We start from the raw sequence: 15,309 nt of genomic DNA on the forward strand, positions 1-15,309 counted from the left end.
AGGTCAGCAACGCGTCAGGCGTTGGAGTACCTCCTTGGAGAAGCTCTTGGATGCAACATCAGCCACAGCGGAGACAGCCCTTCTCACAACGAAATTAGGCAACTTTACCTTTGGCTCGATGTGTAATTCAGCGCGCACGCGCGTGGCCGGACCCGCGGCCTCGAGCAGGTAATAGCCACCCTGGGAGCGAAGGGTGGAACCTTCGCCGGTAGTGATCCACTCGCACCGGTTGGCGGTGAAAGTGTATTCGAACGTGACGTCATCGCTCAGGCCGATCATTCCGAGCCGGGCATGGACAAGCTTGGGAAGTCCTTGCTCGTCTCTGCTGAGAACGCGGACGCTGTTGTGAGTCGCCGACCAACGCGGCAGCGATTCGACATCGGCAAGCACCGAGTACGTCAATTCGGGCGGCGCCTTCACGGTGAAGTCGATGACCTCGACTATCGGTGCCATGGTGTCCTCTCGGATGGGGGTTCGGCTCGCGGCCGAGCGTGTCGGCGGAGAAGGTCATTCGATGGAGCAGGGGAGCGCTTTGATGCCGTGGACGAACTGAGAGCGCAGTAATTCTGGTGCTGTCGTCGCGTGTATGCCCGGCAGGGTTGTCAGCAACTTGCCGAGTACGACCCGCATCTCCATGCGCGCCAGGCCGGAGCCCAAACAGTAGTGAGGGCCACCCGCCCCGAAGGCGACGTGGTCGCGAGCATTCGGCCGCCGGATGTCGAACACATGCGGATCGCTGAACACCTTCGGATCGTGATTGGCTGCCAGATACCACACGACAACCTTGTCTCCCTCGCGTATGAGGTGGCCGCCGAGTTCCGCATCGGCCGTTGCTGTCCGCCGCATGTGCAGGACGGGAGACGACCACCGCAAGACCTCGTCGATCGCATTGGCTTGGAGGTCATCGAAGTGTTCTGTGAGAAGTCGCTTCTGTTCCGGGTTGTCACTGAGTAGCGACATCGCCCATGACAGTCCGGTGCGGGTGGTGTCGTTGCCCGCCGCGGCGAGGAGTATTACGAATGAGCCGAATTCCTGCGGTGTGAGCCGCCTCCCGTCGACCTCGGCTTGCATCAACTGCGATGTGATGTCGTCGCCCGGGTTTTGCTGTCGATGCTTTCCCAAATCGATGGTGTAGTCGAAAAAATCAACGGCCGCTTTGATACTGGTATCGACGTCACTCACGGTGTCGTCGTTGACGCCCAGTATCAAGTCGATGAGTTCGCGGAGTCGCGTTCGATCTCCGGGCGGGATATCTAGTAGATCGGAGATGACCTGGAACGGGAGATGTGCGCCCACCGTCTCGACGAAGTCGAAGGTCCGACACTGTCTTATCTGCTCGATGATGGCATCGGTGAGTGCCCCGACGTAATCCGTCATCTGCCGAATTGCGCGCGGGGAGAACGCCACCTGCACGAGACGACGATGCTGCTGATGCTTCGGCTCGTCCATGGCAATGATCGAACCGAGCATCTCCAGCAGGTATGGAGGTAGATCGTCGAGAGAGAATCCCCGCGCACTCGAAAAAGTTTGGGGGTCCCGGCTCACGGCCCGCACTGCGTGATACGAGGTCACCGACCATGTGCCCGACCCGTCTGCGGCCGTCCGGTATCGCATGCCTTCGTCTTGCTCTCGAAGGGACGCGAACAATTCGAGGCGGTGTAGGACATCGTGGTCCCAGAACGGGCTCAGCTCAACGGGGTCCTGAGCTGTCATGTCGGAGGAGACGGACATGGCTGACCTTCCGATCAATATCGAGTGGTTCGGGCGGGGATGTTCACGAAGGAACAGCGACCGGCCGAAGATGCTCCGGCGGCGGTGAGGGGCTGCGGCGAAGCGTAAAACGGACCGGCACGCGGTCCTGCCCCGCGGATAGGGCCCGACTGCATCCTTTCTGTCAGCCGATGGACCTCATCCCGCTCCATACTTTTTAGTATGTTGGCACGTACGGGGACGCGGGGTCAAGTTTCGCGGAGCGGTCAGGATTCCTGTAGGGAGTGTCGGAAGATCGACATTCTGCGTCCTCTGCTCTGGTGACCCGGGCGAGGAAACGGCGCGGTCGTGTCACGGCGCGCGTGCGGCCCTTGGCGTCGGGGTCAAGCGACGGCCTAGACCCGATTGAGCGTTATTGTTCGAGCAACCGAGATGAGTTGCAGGTATCAATGGATGTGGCTGCGCCCTAGCCGGCGGGCAGTACCTCACCGGTGGCGACCGCCTTGGCCCACCGGTAGTCGGCCTTACCGGCCGGTGAACGCTGGATCTTGGGATGCCGGATGAAGGCCTTCGGGACCTTGTACCGGGCCACAGACTGCCCGCACACCGCCGCGAGGTCCTCGTCGTCGGCGTCGGCACCCTCGGCAAGCTGCACCACCGCCACGACCTCGGAGCCCCACCGCTCCGAGGGGCGTCCGACCACGACGACGTCATAGACCGCGGGGTGCGCGGCGATGGCGCGTTCCACCTCCTCGACGAAGATCTTCTCGCCACCGGAGTTGATGGTGACCGAGTCCCTGCCGAGCAGCCGGATGCGGCCGTCGTCGAGGACATCGGCCCGGTCGCCGGGCACCGACCAGCGCACCCCGTCGATGGTCGGGAAGGTGCGCGCTGTTTTTTCCGCATCGCCGAGGTAGCCCAGCGGGATCAGATCGCGGCGCGCCAGCCAGCCACCGCCCTCGCCGGCGGTCAGCACCCTCGACAGGTCCTCGGCGACCACCGCGGTATCGGACTGCGCGGTGAAGACGGCCGGTGTGGTATCGGCGCCGGAGGTGGAGAACGTGCTCAGCTGTGCTCCGGATTCCGAGGCGCCCACCGCGTCGAGCAGCGTCACGTGCGGCAGTGCGGCCAGGATGCGGTCGCGCACCGTCGGCGAGAGGGTGGCCCCACCGTTGGTGACGGTGAACAGTCCGGACAGGTCATAGTCCCCACGCTCGATCTCCTCGACGAGCGGGCGGGCGACCGCATCGCCGACAACCGGAATCGTCAGTACGCGTTCACGTTCGGCCAACCGCAGGACCTCGGCGGGTCGCAGCCGCTCGACATCGTCGGGGATGACCAGGCGCCCGCCCATGGTGATCGCGTTGTAGGCCGCCCATTGGGCGGCGCCGTGCATGAATGGCGGGATCATCAGCATCGCCAGGACTCCGGCGCCCGCGCGGGCCTTGTCGGCCAGCTCGTCGTAGGAGGCCAGTGCCCGGTCGGCACCGAACGGCCGGCCGCCCATCGAGGACAGGAAGATGTCGTGCTGGCGCCACAGCACACCTTTGGGCATCCCGGTCGTGCCACCGGTGTAGAGGATGTAGAGATCGTCGCCGGACACCTCCGGCAGTCCGGTGGCCGGGGCGGGGGTGCGCAACGCCTGCTCGTAGTCCACCGCGCCGGGCAGCAGGTCGTGACCGGTGCCATCGTCGACCTGGATCAGTACCCGAAGATGCGGTACCCGGTCCCGGATCGAGGCCACCCGCGGAGCGAACTCGGCGTTGTAGACCAGCGCCCGGGACTTCGAGTCGTTGAGCAGATAGACCAGCTCTTCCTCGACATAGCGAAAGCTGACGTTGAAGGGCGCGACTCGGGCGCGGTAGGCGCCGATCATCGACTCCAGGTACTCGTTCCCGTTGCGCAGGTAGATGCCCAGGTGGTCCTGGCCGGACTCGTGGCCCGCCAGCCCGTCGCGTTCGGTGTGGCAACCGAGGCCTTGCGCGGCAAGGAAGTGGGCGAAGCCGTCGACCCGGGCGTCGATGTCGGCATAAGTCAGCCGGCGATCCCGCCAGACCAGGAACGTCTGGTCGCCGACGGCCCGGGCCACGGTGCCGAAGACCGATGAGAGGTTGAAGGTGACGTCGCTCATACACCGACCATACATTGAATGCTGAAGCGTATGGTCGGGATGGCCGGCTCAGCTCAGGGGAAGGGGCGGATTGGCGCTGTCGAGGTGTTCCACCGTCGTGAATACCAGGTCACCGTCCCCGATGTTCTCGATATCGTGCAGCAGGAACTCGCCGGGACCGAAACGAAAATGCCGCGTCTCGCCCGCGCCGTAGGAGACCTCGCGCACGGTGCCGTCGTGGGTGTGCTGCCGGCTGCGTCCCGCGTTCACCGCAGTCCAGAAATAATCGAGGACATGGCGGTGGGCGTGCCAACGCTCCCCGGGTGCCAACCGGATCTCCCACACCCGGACCCGATCGTTCTCGCTGAGCAGCCGTGACCCGACCGCACCATCGTGGGCGTGTTCCTCGAACTCGGTCTTCAGCCAGTCCGGCCAGGTCTCGTAATTCTCCGCGACGAGGTCACCGGCGAGCGGCAGGTCGGTCAGGAAACTGTTGTCGGTCATGCGTTGCGCCTTTCAGGAGTGGATTCTCGGGGGATTCGGACGGGATCAGATTCCGGGGCCGTAGAGGCCGAACCGCAGATCGGGATCGTGGGGATCCCAGGTGTTGTGGAACTGGGACCGTTCTCCCATGCTGACCACGCGGCGCAACAGGGAATCGCTGAGCTGCAACTGCGCGGGCTCCCATTTCGCCAGCGCCGAGGGAATGTCGCCGGTGGTCTCGGCGAGAGCGGTGGCCAGCGTCCAGGCGTCGGCCGCGGCCTTGGCGGTGCCTGCGGCGGCGTGCGGTCGCGACGCGCACGCCGCGTCACCGATCAGTGCCACCCGACCCAGGGCCATCCGGTTGGAGCGGACATCGGAAAGAACCTGCAGGTACGGCGTCTGGGTGGCAACGACGACCTCGGCAACCGCCGGTGCGAACAGTTCCGCTGCGGCTCGGCGCATCTCGTCGATGTAGCGGTCCTGGACCTGGCCGGGATGAATCGACACCGACCCGGTGAACCCACGCTTGTCGATCAGCATCTCACTGAGCTCGGGTCCGGCCGGCACATTCCGGTACCAGACGTAGTTGATCAGCCGGTGCGCCTCGTCGAGGCCCTCTTCGCCCGGGATCGGGTACATGGTGATGTGCGAGTTCGGCACCACGTTATAGGTGATCGCGTCGTGCAGCGTGGCGCGGGTGTCCGCGGTGAGCACCGACTGCCCGACCGTGCCGCGCCACCCGATGTAGCCGGAATAGACGAGTTCGGCGCTCGGGTCGAAGCGCTGCCGCGCCGCCGAGGTGATGCCGTCGGCGAACACCACGAGGTCGGCACTTTCGGTGCGGCCGCTCACGAAACGCACCGTGGCCCGCTCGTCGTCCTGGTCGAAACCACAAGCGTATTCACCGTAGTGGTAGTGCTCGGTGCCGAAGTCGGCCAACAGGGCCCGGTAGAACGTGCCCCACGAGGTATAGGTCCAACGCGCAGGCTCGCGGTGGGCGATGCTGCCGTCGGCGTTGAGGTACTGGACGTGCGATGTCGCGGTGTGGAGGTCGTCGAGGTGCTGGGTGCTGCGCTCGACGAACCAGCGCACGGTGTCGGGTTGCAACACGATACCTCCGCCGCGGCCGTCCAACGGACCGGGTGTGCGCTCGTACACGTCGACGGTGAAGCCGAGGTCGCGCAGCAGCAGGGCGGTGGTCAGTCCGCCGATGGATCCGCCGATGACGATCGCCGACGAATGGGGGTAGTCGCTCATGAGTGGCTCTTCTCGGTGGGGGTGACGGGCTCGAAATGGCGGTCGGTGGGCAATGGGGTGCCGCGGGTCTCGGCCGCGAACGCGAGTCCCACGACGGCGATCAGGCCGAGTGCTGCCACCGTGGCAGTGGCGACCCCGAGGTTGCCGCCGAACCAGGACGCGGCGATGACGCCCGCACCCAGCGGTCCCAGTGCCGTGACGAATCGACCGACACTGTTGGACACTGCGAGTGCGGTGGCCCGCACACTGGGTGGGAACACCTCGGGTCCGTAGATGAAGGTTCCTGACAATGCGCCGAACAATCCGAACCCCAACAATGGCATGGCGAACAGGAACTCGGTGTACCCGCGGTCGAAGGGAAAGGTCCAGGCGATCGAGGCGGCCGAGACGGTGAAACTCATCAGGAAGGTTCTGCGGCGCCCGATGGCATCTGCGATGAAACCCCATGCGGCATAGCCGATGATGCCACCTGCGTTGAACAGCATCGCCGTCACGGCGACACGATGGTCGGTGACCGATTGCGGCACAGACTCATTCGCGCTGATCTGCCGGATGATCTGCGGGTACCAGGTGGACACACTCCAGAAGGCCAGCAGTGCCCCCGACGCGAGCGCGGTGCACACGAGCATTGGCCTGCGCAGCGGTGGGGAGATGAGGCGACGCAGCACGAATTGTTCGCGGGCCCCAGCGGCCTTGCGCTGCCTGCGCACCTGCATCGCAGCATCGATCTCCGGCGGTTCCGGGACGTAGCGGCGGATGAACCAGACCAGCAGCGCGGGTAGGCCGGCCAGCAACATCATGAAACGCCAGCCGTGATCGCCCAGTACCGCGTATACCGCAGCGGCGGCGAAGAATCCGCCGGCGTAACCGGCCATCATGACCCCACCGGCACGGGCGCGGTAACGGTTGCGCCAGGTCTCGGCGATCAGCGCGGCACCCACCGGCGCCTCGACACCGGAACCGACACCGGCGATGAATCGCAAAATGCCCAGCTGCCACCAGGTGTCGGCGAAGGCGGCCAGAGCGCTGAACACGGCGTAGGTCAGGATGCCCACCGAGAGAACCCTGGTGCGGCCGAAATAGTCGGCCAGCATCCCGAACATGATGCCGCCGACCGCCCACCCCATCAGGAACAGCGCCACGGTGAGCCCGCCGTACAGGCCGATCGACGACGATGAGACCTCCACGCCGCTGTGCGGGAGCAACTCGGTCATGGTGGGTCCGAGAACCAGAACGTAGAGGCTGCCTGCGAAGCCGTCGAGGCCCCAGCCCAGGGTGGTGCCGGCAAGGACGAGCCATTGCACGCGGGTGATCTCATGTCGCCAACCGGTACCGGCCGGTTGACGGGACGTGTTGTCGTTCACGAAATGCCTTTCAGGAGTCCGGATCCGGGATCAGTTCAGGCGGCGTTGGCCGAAGTTGCCGTACCAGTCCACTGTTTCGGCGGCGGTACGCACCACGATCGTCTTGATCCACGAGAAATCGTCGAAGGATTCGGTGCCGGCGTCCTTCCCGGTGCCGGATTCCTTCACGCCACCCCATGGCAGCGATGGCTCCAGCCGGTGGTGGTCGTTGATCCACACCATGCCCGCGGTGATCTGTCCCGCGACGCGATGTGCCCGGGCCACGTCGAGGGTCCATACCCCGGCGCCGAGCCCGAACTCGTTGTTGTTGGCCATCGCGACGGCGTCGGCCTCGGTGTCGAACGGGATGACCACCGCGACCGGGCCGAAGATCTCTTCCCGGGCGACTGTCATTTCCATGGTGGCGTCGGCCAGGACGGTGGGGGACAGGAAGTACCCGTCGCGCAGGTTCTCGGGGAGCCCGGGAGCCGCACCGCCTGCCACGAGGCGGGCACCCTGGTCGACACCGGTCTGGATCAGCCGACGCACCTTATCGCGTTGGCGGGCACTGATGAGCGGACCCATCTGGGTGCCTGGAGCGGCCGGGTCACCGACGACGATGGCCCGCGCCCGGTGCTCCAAGGCGGTGACGAACGCGTCATAGATGCTGCGGTGCACCAGGAAACGTGAACCGGCGACACAGGACTGGCCGGCAGCCACGAAGGCGGAGAATGCCGCGCCCTCGGCGGCGCTGACCGGGTCCACATCGTCGAAGACGATGACCGGGGTCTTGCCGCCCAGTTCAGCGGTCACCCGGGCGAACCGGGATGCGGTCGCCACGGCGGCCGAACGTCCTGCCTCGGTCCCTCCGGTCAGCGTGATCTTGGCGACGTCGGGATGTTCGGTCAGTCGGATCCCGGCTTCGCGCCCTCCGGTCACCACATTGACGACGCCGTCCGGTATGCCGGTTCCGGCGATGATGTCGGCCAGCGCCAGTGTGGTAAGCGGTGTCATCTCCGAGGGCTTGACCACCACGGTGTTGCCGTTGGCCAGCGCCGCGGACAGGCTACGGGCCAGGATCAGCAGCGGATGGTTGAACGGGGTGATGATGCCGCATACCCCGAGCGGTAACCGCTGCTGGTAGGTCAGGTACGGTCCATCGCCGGGAAGTACCGAATATCGCTGCGCGGCAAGGAGTCCTGCGTTGTAGCGGAACCATTCCGGCACGCGGGACAGTTGCGCACGCGTTTCGGTGATGGGACGGCCGTTGTTCTGGGCTTCCAGGGTGTAGAGCCGTTCGGACTGCTCCTCGATGGCATCGGCGATGCGCAACAACAATCGGGCGCGTTCGCTGCGCGGCATCTCTGCCCATGGACCGGCCGAGAAGGCGGCCGCGGCAGCGGCCACGGCGGAGTCGACACCCTCGGCGCCCATCTCGGCGACCGTGGTGATCACGGTCGCGGTGGCCGGATTGATGATCGCGCGGACCTCGGGTGTCTGCGGCGGCGCGGTGACGGGGGCGGCATCGGTGCTGCTGGTCATGTGGGGTGTCCTTCTCCTCGGCGTGACTATGAGTGTCGTCACGTCAGGACGGCCTGACAATGTAGAACGGACCATAAGAACGTCGTTTCTATGTTCGCGTGGACATGACCGTGTCATGCTGGCTGAGTGAGTACGCCCAAGAAAGGCGCCGTCGGAGGTCGGCCGGGTGCGGAGATGTCGACGTGGCTCGGTGCGATGCGCGAACTGAGTGCTGCCGCGACCTCGGCCGCCGGTCTCGCCGAATTGCTCGGCCAGGTCGCGACCACCGCCCGCGCTCTGCTGGGGTTCGACTTCTGTGGAGTGTTGATCCCGGACGACGAGTCAACCAGGCTCGTCGTGGCCGGCTGGAGCGGGTTGTCCGAGGACTACGTGAACCGGGTGAACGGCGACCGGCCGATCCGCCTCGACGGTGGTGCCCCATCAGCCCGGGCGTTCCACAGCGCCCAGTCGGTCACCATTCGCGATATCACCGCGGATCCGGAATTCACGCCATGGGGGGGTGCGGCCCAGGAGCAGGGGTACCGGGCACTGATCAGCGTGCCGCTGATTGCCGGCGGTCGTACGCTGGGCACGCTCAACGGCTACTACATGCCGGTGCACACCTTCACGCCGACCGAGATCGAGCGGATGACCCTGCTGGCCAATCATGCGGCGATCGCCCTGACTTCGGCCGACCGATTGGAACAGTTGCGCACCCTCAACGACGAGCTGCGTGCGCAACGGGATGCCCTCGCGCGTTCGGAGGAAATCCACAACAGCCTGCTGGCGGTGACGCTTCGCTCCGGCGGGCTCGAAGGCGTTGCCGATGCGCTTTCCAATCTGATCGGCAGACCGGTGCTGATCGAGGATCCGCTGCATGAGATCCTCGCCGTGGCAGGGAATTCGGACTCGCTGCCCGATTCTGCGGTGCGGACCGAGAACGCGCCCGGCCACGACGGATCTTCGCGGCCGATGCGGTCGGCCGACGGATCCTTCCTGGTGTCCTCGCCCGAACTGGACGGGGAGTTGGTGGCCCGTATCTGGTTCCCCGATGGCGCGCACGAGCCGGACCCGATGACGGTGCGCGCCGTCGAGCACGCATCGATGGTGGTGTCTTTGGAGCTGCTGCGCGAGCGCACCGCGGCCGAGGTGGAGCAGCGGCTACGTGGCGAGCTGCTCTCCGAGGTGCTCGGCGAGACGGGCGGCCTTCCCGAAGCCGTGCTGCGGCGAGCTCAATTGCTCGGACATGACCTGAGCCAACCGCATGATGTGATCGTGGCGAGGATCGACCGTCCTGCCGGGGCGCCGGACAAGTTGCTGCGCCAACGCATCTTCGGGTCGATCGCCGACTTGGCTGCCGGACAACGCTTTCGGCCACTGGCGGCGAACATCCGCGATGATGTGGTCGTGCTGTGGCCGCGGGCGATGCCGGTTCCCGGTGGTGATGAGGGATCCGCCGCCGCGGTCGCGGCGGCAATCCACGGCGCACTGGCGCGCATGGCGGGTGGGATCGAGGTCACCGTGTCCGGGGTGACTCCCGGGCAGCAGACCTATGCCGAGGCATACCGCGTCGTCAAGGGTGCGCTGTCGATCGCGGTGGCCGCGCGGCGCACCAATACCGTGGTGACCCTTGAGGATCTGGGTGTCGCCGGACTGCTGCTGCAACTCGATGACCCAGCCCTGCTGACCGCCTTCGCCGCCCGCACGCTCGGGCCGTTACGCGATTACGACCGGGCCCACGGCACGGAACTGGTCAGCACCATCCGCACGTACCTGGCGTACAACCAGGACCGCAGAGGTGCCGCTTCGGCGCTGCACATCCACCCCAACACCTTGACGCAACGATTACAGCGCGCCGAAGCGTTGTGTCAAGTGACATTGGCCGATCCCGCGGTGGTGCTGCAGTTCGCCACCGCGCTCACCGTCGACGCGGTGGCCACCGGTCGGTAGGGCACCGTGCGCCCGGACCGACGCCTTTCTCATGGTATGCGACACATCGAATCCGCGAAACTGTGTGCCCGCGGACATTGAGCCGGGTCGGCGGTGGTCCGACACTCAAACGCATCTTCTGAGAAAGGACATATCGATGATCAGCGCAGATCTGGCGCCCGGCGTGATCGACGTGCACGCGCATTGGTTGCCGCGGGAGCTGTTCGACCTCCCCGGCGTCGGTCCGCACGGACGCATGCACGATCGCGACGGGCAACTCTTCCTCGGTGAGATCCCGCTGTCGATCGCCGCCGACGCGATGAGCGATATCGCTGCCATCCGTGCCGACATGGACCGCAACGAGGTGGGGGTCCGGGTGTTGTCGGCACCGCCATTCGCGTTCCCGCTGCAGCCTGGCGCCGCCGCAGACGACTACGTGACGGCCTTCAACAGCGCGCTCACCGATGTCGTCGCCGGCGCCGACGGTACGCTGCTCGGACTGGGACTTGTCAGCCTGGCCGACAACGCTGCCGTCACCAGGCAGCTGACACGACTGGCCGACACCGAAGGCATTGCCGGCGTGGCTGTTCCACCGTTACTCGACAACGAGTCCCTGGACGGACCAGCTCTCGGGCACGTGCTGCGTGAGGCGGCCCGGCTCGATCTGTCGGTGTTGGTGCACCCGATGCAGTTGCCGCAACCGCAGTGGGCGAAGTACTACCTGAACAACCTCATCGGCAATCCGACCGAATCGGCGACGGCGGTGGCAGCACTGATCCTCAGCGGCCTCAAGGACCAGCTCCCGGGTCTGCGCATCTGTTTCGTGCACGGTGGCGGTTGCGCCCCGGGCCTTCTCGGTCGATGGAGCCACGGCTGGCGTGCGCGTGCCGACGTCCGGGCCGCCTTGTCACGCGCACCGCAGGACGTGTTCGGCGAGCTGTTCTTCGACACCGTCACCCACGGGGCCGCACAGCTGGACCTGCTCTGCACGCTCGCCGGCACCGACAAAGTGCTGTGCGGTAGTGACTACCCGTTCGATATGGCCGACGCCGATCCCGCCCGCTTTGCCGTAGAACACGGCCCGGGGCGCGACAGCATCATCCGGGCGGCCATGGCCTACCTCGGCCTGGATCAGGAGCGGCAGCGATGACAGGGTTGTTCACCCCGCTCACCCTGCGCTCGGTGACATTCGCCCATCGGGCCTGGATGTCACCGATGATGCAGTTCGCCGCCGTACCCGCGGGGCCGGACGAGGGGTCACCCACCGACTGGCACACCCAACACCTCGGTTCGCGCGCCGTCGCGGGTGCGGCACTGGTCATGGTCGAGGCGACCGCCGTGCACCCGGTGGGCCGCAGCAGCGTGTTCGACCTCGGCCTGTGGAACGACCGGCAGGCGGACGGTCTGCGTCGCATCGCCGAGTTCGTCACCGCGCAGGGTTCAGTGCCTGGCATCCAGATCGTGCACGCCGGACGCAAGGGTTCCACCGGACGCCCGTGGGGTGTCGACGACCAGCGCTGGCCCACGGTGGGCCCCAGCGCTGTGCCGTTCGGCCGGCTGCCGACGCCCGCCGAGCTCGGTATCGACGAGATCGCAGAAATCACAACGGCATTCGCCGATGCAGCCGGTCGGGCCGCGCGAGCCGGATTCAAGGTGCTGGAAATCCACGGTGCGCACGGATATCTGATCCATCAGTTCCTCAGCCCGCAGTCCAACCGTCGCTCGGACGGTTACGGCGGATCACCGGAGAACCGGATGCGTTTTGCCCTGGAGGTGGTCGGCGCCGTGCGCTCGGCGTGGCCGCCCGAGTTACCGCTGTTCTTCCGGGTTTCGGCGACCGATTGGCTCGGCGGCGACACCGAGGACCCACGTCCGGGGTGGACGGTGGCGGAGACCGTCACGCTCGCCACGCGGCTGCAGGCGCTGGGCGTCGACCTGATCGACGTGTCCAGCGGCGGATCGGTCCCCGATGCGCAGATCCCGGTGGGGCCGGCCTATCAGGTGCCGTTCGCCGCCCGCCTCCGCAAGGAGACCGAGATCCCCACCAGTGCAGTCGGCCTGATCACGGACCCCGAACAGGCCGACAGCATCATCGCCGGCGAGGAGGCCGATGCGGTGTTCCTGGCACGGGAGCTCCTGCGCAACCCTGGCTGGGTCTGGCAGGCGGCGCGGCAGCTGGGCGCCGACCTGGGGCATCCGCCGGCCTACGGCCGCGCCTTCAGTTGACCCGGAGACTGGTGGTCAGGCAGGGAAGAAGCCGTCGCCGGTCAGGGTCCCGGGCTGCCAGCCGCGAGCTCCCAGACACAACATGGGCCTGCCGTCTGCGGTCTGGGCCGCACCCTGAGGAACCGAGCACGGCGCACCGACTTCCTGGACCCCGTGCAGGTCATAGGACATCGTCCAGAAACCCGTATAGACCGGCGGCCACTGATTCGGGATCCAGCTGCACTTCATCGGCTGGCCACCGCGACCGCGGCCGAACGTGAACAGCTGGGTGTTCTCGCACGGAGCGCCGAGCGCGGCGTGATAGTTCATGCCGGGCACGTCATTGGGGTAGTGGCCCGATTCGTCATCGGCGACGGCAGGCGCAGCAAAACCCACCGCGGCGACGATGGCGGCCGCCGCAACCGTCAGTTCACGAAACATGTCCCGCCCTCACCGTCGTCGATCATTCCGGCAAAGCTTAGTGGTGTCGGCTGGGCGATGGTGGCTATTCCGGTGCGTCGAGCGCGCTGACCGCGATGCCGTACGGCAGGAAGCGCACCCGCCTGGCCGGGTCGGTGTTGTTCTTGTTGGCCCGCAACGCCTGCAGTTCGTTGGGGTACACCTCCTCGATGTGCGCACCGCCCGCGGCATCGACGGTGTAGATGGCCCACACACCGTCGCCGGCGTCCCCGGTGGTCTCCGGCGCTGCCGGTTTGGCCTGAGCGGTGAACTGATCGATCAGGGTCGACCAGCCCGCCCTCTTGCCGAACCTGTCCAGCGCATCACGCAGTCCCTCGCCGGCTTCGCGGGCGAGCCTGTCAAACTCTTCTGGGTCGATACCGAACGGCCCGTTCTGGCTCATTGCCGTCCTCCTTCGCACAGGGGTGGTACCCAAGGATATGTCCACAACACGTACAGCGGTTCTGGCAGCGGTGGAACGCTCGCCGGCGGCCGCCGCCGCGCATGATCGGGCGGGATGGGTGGGCCTGTTCACCGCCGGGGCACGCATCGAGGATCCGGTGGGGTCGCGTCCGCACACCGGCAGGGCGGAGATCGAACAGTTCTACGACACCTTCATCGGTCCTCGGGACATCACCTTCCATCGCGATATCGACATCGTCTGCGGTACCACCGTGTTGCGCGACCTGGTCCTGGAGGTCGCGATGAACGCCTCGGTGACGATGCGCATACCGGCATTGCTGCGCTATGACCTTGCCGAGGTCGGTGACGCGCTGGCCATCGACCGGTTGCAGGCCTACTGGGAGCTGCCCGCCATGGCGTGGAAGTTCACCCGCAACGGTCCTGCCGCCTTTCCTGCCGCCGTCGCGCTGACCCGTGCTCTGCTGACCAACCAGGGACCCGCGGGTGCCCTCGGCTTCGTCGCCGGCGTCAACGGTGTGGGTGCCCGCGGTAGGCGGCTGGTCGGGCAACTGGTCGACGACGCCGTCGCTGGTGACGAAATGACCGTCAAGCGACGGCTCGGCGATGCCGAGATCACCGCCGGCGACAGTGGCCGCCTGCGGCCCAGCGAACTGGTGGCCGCACTCACGGGCAAACGTCGGCGGACGATCCTTACGGCAGGCCGGCACGTCGTCGTCAGCCTGAGCGGTACCGACGGGGCGGCGGTCCTGATCACCGAGGTCGGTGTCCGGCCCAGCCGGGTGCGGCGGGTGCGGCTGTTCACCGAGACGCCCCGATAGATGGGTGTGTCGCGCACGGTCAGATGTGCCACATGAGACGGTAGTGAGCATCATGGACAGTTCCACACCTGCGGAACCCGCCACCGGCGCGTCGGCCAGGTACATCAGTTACGAGGAGTTCGGCCGCCACTTCTTCGATGTCGCGGTGTCCGAGAAGCGTGTTGCCGACGCCATCGGGGCGATCGCCGGTGACGAGTTCGAGATGGGTCCGATGGGTCAGGGTCCCGGCGGTATCGCCAAGGTGACCGCCCGGGTGCGCGTCCAGTATCCGCGCGTGACGCGCCACGTGGGCGAGGCCATCTCCTTCGACATCCGTATCCCGCTCGAGATCAACATGGTGATCGATCTGCGGATCGACAAGCCGCGCTTCATGGTGTTCGGCGAGATCTCGTTGCAGGCGGTGGCGCGGGCCGCCGAACCGTTGCTGCTGATTCTCGACGTCGGTAAGCCGGGGCCGCGCGATATCGCCATCCACGTGACTTCGGGGACATTGCGTGCCGAGGTGCTGCGCGTGATGGGCGGTATCGACGCCGAGATCAAGCGTTTCATCTCGGCGCATGTGGCGGGTGAGATCGACAGTCCGGGGGCCAGGGCGGCCCGAATCATCGACGTGGCCCAACAGATCGACGGTGCCTGGCACAGCTGAGGGCGCAGCAGACCGCGCTGGTGCCCTAGCATGATCACCCATGCGCCGAATCATCACCTGTGTGTTCACCACCGTGGCAGCGGCCGGTCTCGCCGTCGCCGGCCCGGCACATGCGGATTCGGCGGCCGATGTGTTCCTCGGTGCGCTGGACGCCGCCGGGGTGACCGCACCGGCCACGCTCAACGCGGTGGATACCCTGGCGCTGGGTCAGTCGGTCTGCCCGATGCTGTCGGCGCCCGGGCAGAACGTCGCCAACGCCGCCGCCACGGTCGCCGATCGTGCGGGCATGTCACTGGGTCCCGCGACGATGTTCACCGGCGTGGCGATATCGATGTTCTGCCCGGCGGCGGTGGCCGGTATCGGAGACGGCAAGATCTTCGGCTTCGACCCGTTCGGTCGCTGAAC

15 protein-coding genes are annotated in these 15,309 nt (G+C 66.5%); 6 read left to right on the forward strand and 9 right to left on the reverse strand.

The features are described 5' to 3' along the window. Window positions 1–3 precede the first annotated feature (3 nt). The 7 genes from IC40_RS0121435 to IC40_RS0121465 form a co-directional block, all read right to left on the reverse strand. Entirely contained in the window at window positions 4–453 is a 450-nt protein-coding gene (locus tag IC40_RS0121435; RefSeq protein WP_051644408.1) for an SRPBCC family protein, read from the reverse strand. Window positions 454–507: 54 nt separating this feature from the next. After that, a complete protein-coding gene (locus IC40_RS0121440) occupies window positions 508–1,731 on the reverse strand; it encodes a cytochrome P450 (RefSeq protein ID WP_030136731.1) in 1,224 nt (407 codons plus the stop codon). A gap of 445 nt (window positions 1,732–2,176) precedes the next feature. Continuing rightward, window positions 2,177–3,841, reverse strand: a complete 1,665-nt coding sequence (locus IC40_RS0121445) for an acyl-CoA synthetase (RefSeq protein ID WP_030136732.1) — start codon at window positions 3,839–3,841, stop codon at window positions 2,177–2,179. A gap of 48 nt (window positions 3,842–3,889) precedes the next feature. Continuing rightward, window positions 3,890–4,324 carry a cupin domain-containing protein gene (locus IC40_RS0121450; protein ID WP_030136733.1) on the reverse strand — a complete coding sequence of 145 codons (435 nt, stop codon included), beginning with the start codon at window positions 4,322–4,324 and terminating at the stop codon, window positions 3,890–3,892. Window positions 4,325–4,369: 45 nt separating this feature from the next. Continuing rightward, window positions 4,370–5,560 carry an FAD binding domain-containing protein gene (locus tag IC40_RS0121455; protein ID WP_030136734.1) on the reverse strand — a complete coding sequence of 397 codons (1,191 nt, stop codon included), beginning with the start codon at window positions 5,558–5,560 and terminating at the stop codon, window positions 4,370–4,372. Further along, the gene (locus tag IC40_RS0121460; RefSeq protein ID WP_030136735.1) at window positions 5,557–6,924 is read right to left on the reverse strand and encodes an MFS transporter; all 1,368 of its coding nucleotides are present in this window, start codon (window positions 6,922–6,924) and stop codon (window positions 5,557–5,559) included. The genes IC40_RS0121455 and IC40_RS0121460 overlap by 4 nt, the downstream gene beginning before the upstream one ends. Before the next feature lie 30 nt (window positions 6,925–6,954). Continuing rightward, window positions 6,955–8,445: an aldehyde dehydrogenase gene (locus IC40_RS0121465; protein ID WP_030136736.1), complete on the reverse strand. Its 1,491-nt coding sequence runs from the start codon at window positions 8,443–8,445 to the stop codon at window positions 6,955–6,957. A gap of 126 nt (window positions 8,446–8,571) precedes the next feature. Between IC40_RS0121465 and IC40_RS0121470 the strand changes: the two genes are divergently transcribed. From IC40_RS0121470 to IC40_RS0121480, 3 genes are all read left to right on the forward strand, one after another. Further along, the gene (locus IC40_RS0121470; protein WP_030136737.1) at window positions 8,572–10,374 is read left to right on the forward strand and encodes a helix-turn-helix domain-containing protein; all 1,803 of its coding nucleotides are present in this window, start codon (window positions 8,572–8,574) and stop codon (window positions 10,372–10,374) included. Window positions 10,375–10,510: 136 nt separating this feature from the next. Then, window positions 10,511–11,503 (forward strand): amidohydrolase family protein, encoded by a 993-nt coding sequence (locus IC40_RS0121475; protein WP_030136738.1) that lies wholly within the window; start codon window positions 10,511–10,513, stop codon window positions 11,501–11,503. Beyond that, on the forward strand, window positions 11,500–12,579 hold the full coding sequence (locus IC40_RS0121480) for an NADH:flavin oxidoreductase/NADH oxidase (protein WP_030136739.1): 1,080 nt from the start codon (window positions 11,500–11,502) through the stop codon (window positions 12,577–12,579). The genes IC40_RS0121475 and IC40_RS0121480 overlap by 4 nt, the downstream gene beginning before the upstream one ends. Window positions 12,580–12,594: 15 nt before the next feature. On the opposite strand, the gene IC40_RS0121485 is transcribed toward IC40_RS0121480, so the two are convergent. Together IC40_RS0121485 and IC40_RS0121490 are read right to left on the reverse strand one after the other, a co-directional pair. Further along, complete coding sequence (locus IC40_RS0121485) at window positions 12,595–12,999, reverse strand: hypothetical protein (RefSeq protein WP_030136740.1); 405 nt, start codon at window positions 12,997–12,999, stop codon at window positions 12,595–12,597. Between the two features lie 64 nt (window positions 13,000–13,063). Then, entirely contained in the window at window positions 13,064–13,420 is a 357-nt protein-coding gene (locus IC40_RS0121490) for an Rv0313 family protein (RefSeq protein WP_030136741.1), read from the reverse strand. A 37-nt stretch (window positions 13,421–13,457) separates the two neighbouring features. Here IC40_RS0121490 and IC40_RS0121495 point away from each other — a divergent pair, with 37 nt between their 5' ends. Genes IC40_RS0121495 through IC40_RS0121505 form a run of 3 tightly spaced genes read left to right on the forward strand, consistent with a single transcriptional unit; the run spans window position 13,458 to window position 15,307 of the window. Then, window positions 13,458–14,258: a ketosteroid isomerase family protein gene (locus tag IC40_RS0121495; protein WP_030136742.1), complete on the forward strand. Its 801-nt coding sequence runs from the start codon at window positions 13,458–13,460 to the stop codon at window positions 14,256–14,258. Window positions 14,259–14,310: 52 nt separating this feature from the next. Continuing rightward, entirely contained in the window at window positions 14,311–14,904 is a 594-nt protein-coding gene (locus IC40_RS0121500) for a hypothetical protein (RefSeq protein ID WP_042509826.1), read from the forward strand. Window positions 14,905–14,944: 40 nt separating this feature from the next. After that, window positions 14,945–15,307 (forward strand): DUF732 domain-containing protein, encoded by a 363-nt coding sequence (locus IC40_RS0121505; RefSeq protein ID WP_030136744.1) that lies wholly within the window; start codon window positions 14,945–14,947, stop codon window positions 15,305–15,307. Window positions 15,308–15,309: the final 2 nt, after the last annotated feature.

Source organism: Mycolicibacterium neoaurum ATCC 25795, assembly GCF_000691525.1.
Lineage (GTDB): Bacteria > Actinomycetota > Actinomycetes > Mycobacteriales > Mycobacteriaceae > Mycobacterium > Mycobacterium neoaurum.

What these genes read in the sequence shown, in the direction of transcription:
- IC40_RS0121445 (WP_030136732.1), bottom strand. Translation starts at nt 3,841, where the DNA reads ATGAGCGACGTCACCTTCAACCTCTCATCGGTCTTCGGCACCGTGGCC.
- IC40_RS0121475 (WP_030136738.1), top strand. Translation starts at nt 10,511, where the DNA reads ATGATCAGCGCAGATCTGGCGCCCGGCGTGATCGACGTGCACGCGCAT.
- IC40_RS0121495 (WP_030136742.1), top strand. Translation starts at nt 13,458, where the DNA reads ATGTCCACAACACGTACAGCGGTTCTGGCAGCGGTGGAACGCTCGCCG.
- IC40_RS0121480 (WP_030136739.1), top strand. Translation starts at nt 11,500, where the DNA reads ATGACAGGGTTGTTCACCCCGCTCACCCTGCGCTCGGTGACATTCGCC.
- IC40_RS0121490 (WP_030136741.1), bottom strand. Translation starts at nt 13,420, where the DNA reads ATGAGCCAGAACGGGCCGTTCGGTATCGACCCAGAAGAGTTTGACAGG.
- IC40_RS0121465 (WP_030136736.1), bottom strand. Translation starts at nt 8,445, where the DNA reads ATGACCAGCAGCACCGATGCCGCCCCCGTCACCGCGCCGCCGCAGACA.
- IC40_RS0121435 (WP_051644408.1), bottom strand. Translation starts at nt 453, where the DNA reads ATGGCACCGATAGTCGAGGTCATCGACTTCACCGTGAAGGCGCCGCCC.
- IC40_RS0121440 (WP_030136731.1), bottom strand. Translation starts at nt 1,731, where the DNA reads ATGTCCGTCTCCTCCGACATGACAGCTCAGGACCCCGTTGAGCTGAGC.
- IC40_RS0121505 (WP_030136744.1), top strand. Translation starts at nt 14,945, where the DNA reads ATGCGCCGAATCATCACCTGTGTGTTCACCACCGTGGCAGCGGCCGGT.
- IC40_RS0121450 (WP_030136733.1), bottom strand. Translation starts at nt 4,324, where the DNA reads ATGACCGACAACAGTTTCCTGACCGACCTGCCGCTCGCCGGTGACCTC.
- IC40_RS0121500 (WP_042509826.1), top strand. Translation starts at nt 14,311, where the DNA reads ATGGACAGTTCCACACCTGCGGAACCCGCCACCGGCGCGTCGGCCAGG.
- IC40_RS0121485 (WP_030136740.1), bottom strand. Translation starts at nt 12,999, where the DNA reads ATGTTTCGTGAACTGACGGTTGCGGCGGCCGCCATCGTCGCCGCGGTG.
- IC40_RS0121455 (WP_030136734.1), bottom strand. Translation starts at nt 5,560, where the DNA reads ATGAGCGACTACCCCCATTCGTCGGCGATCGTCATCGGCGGATCCATC.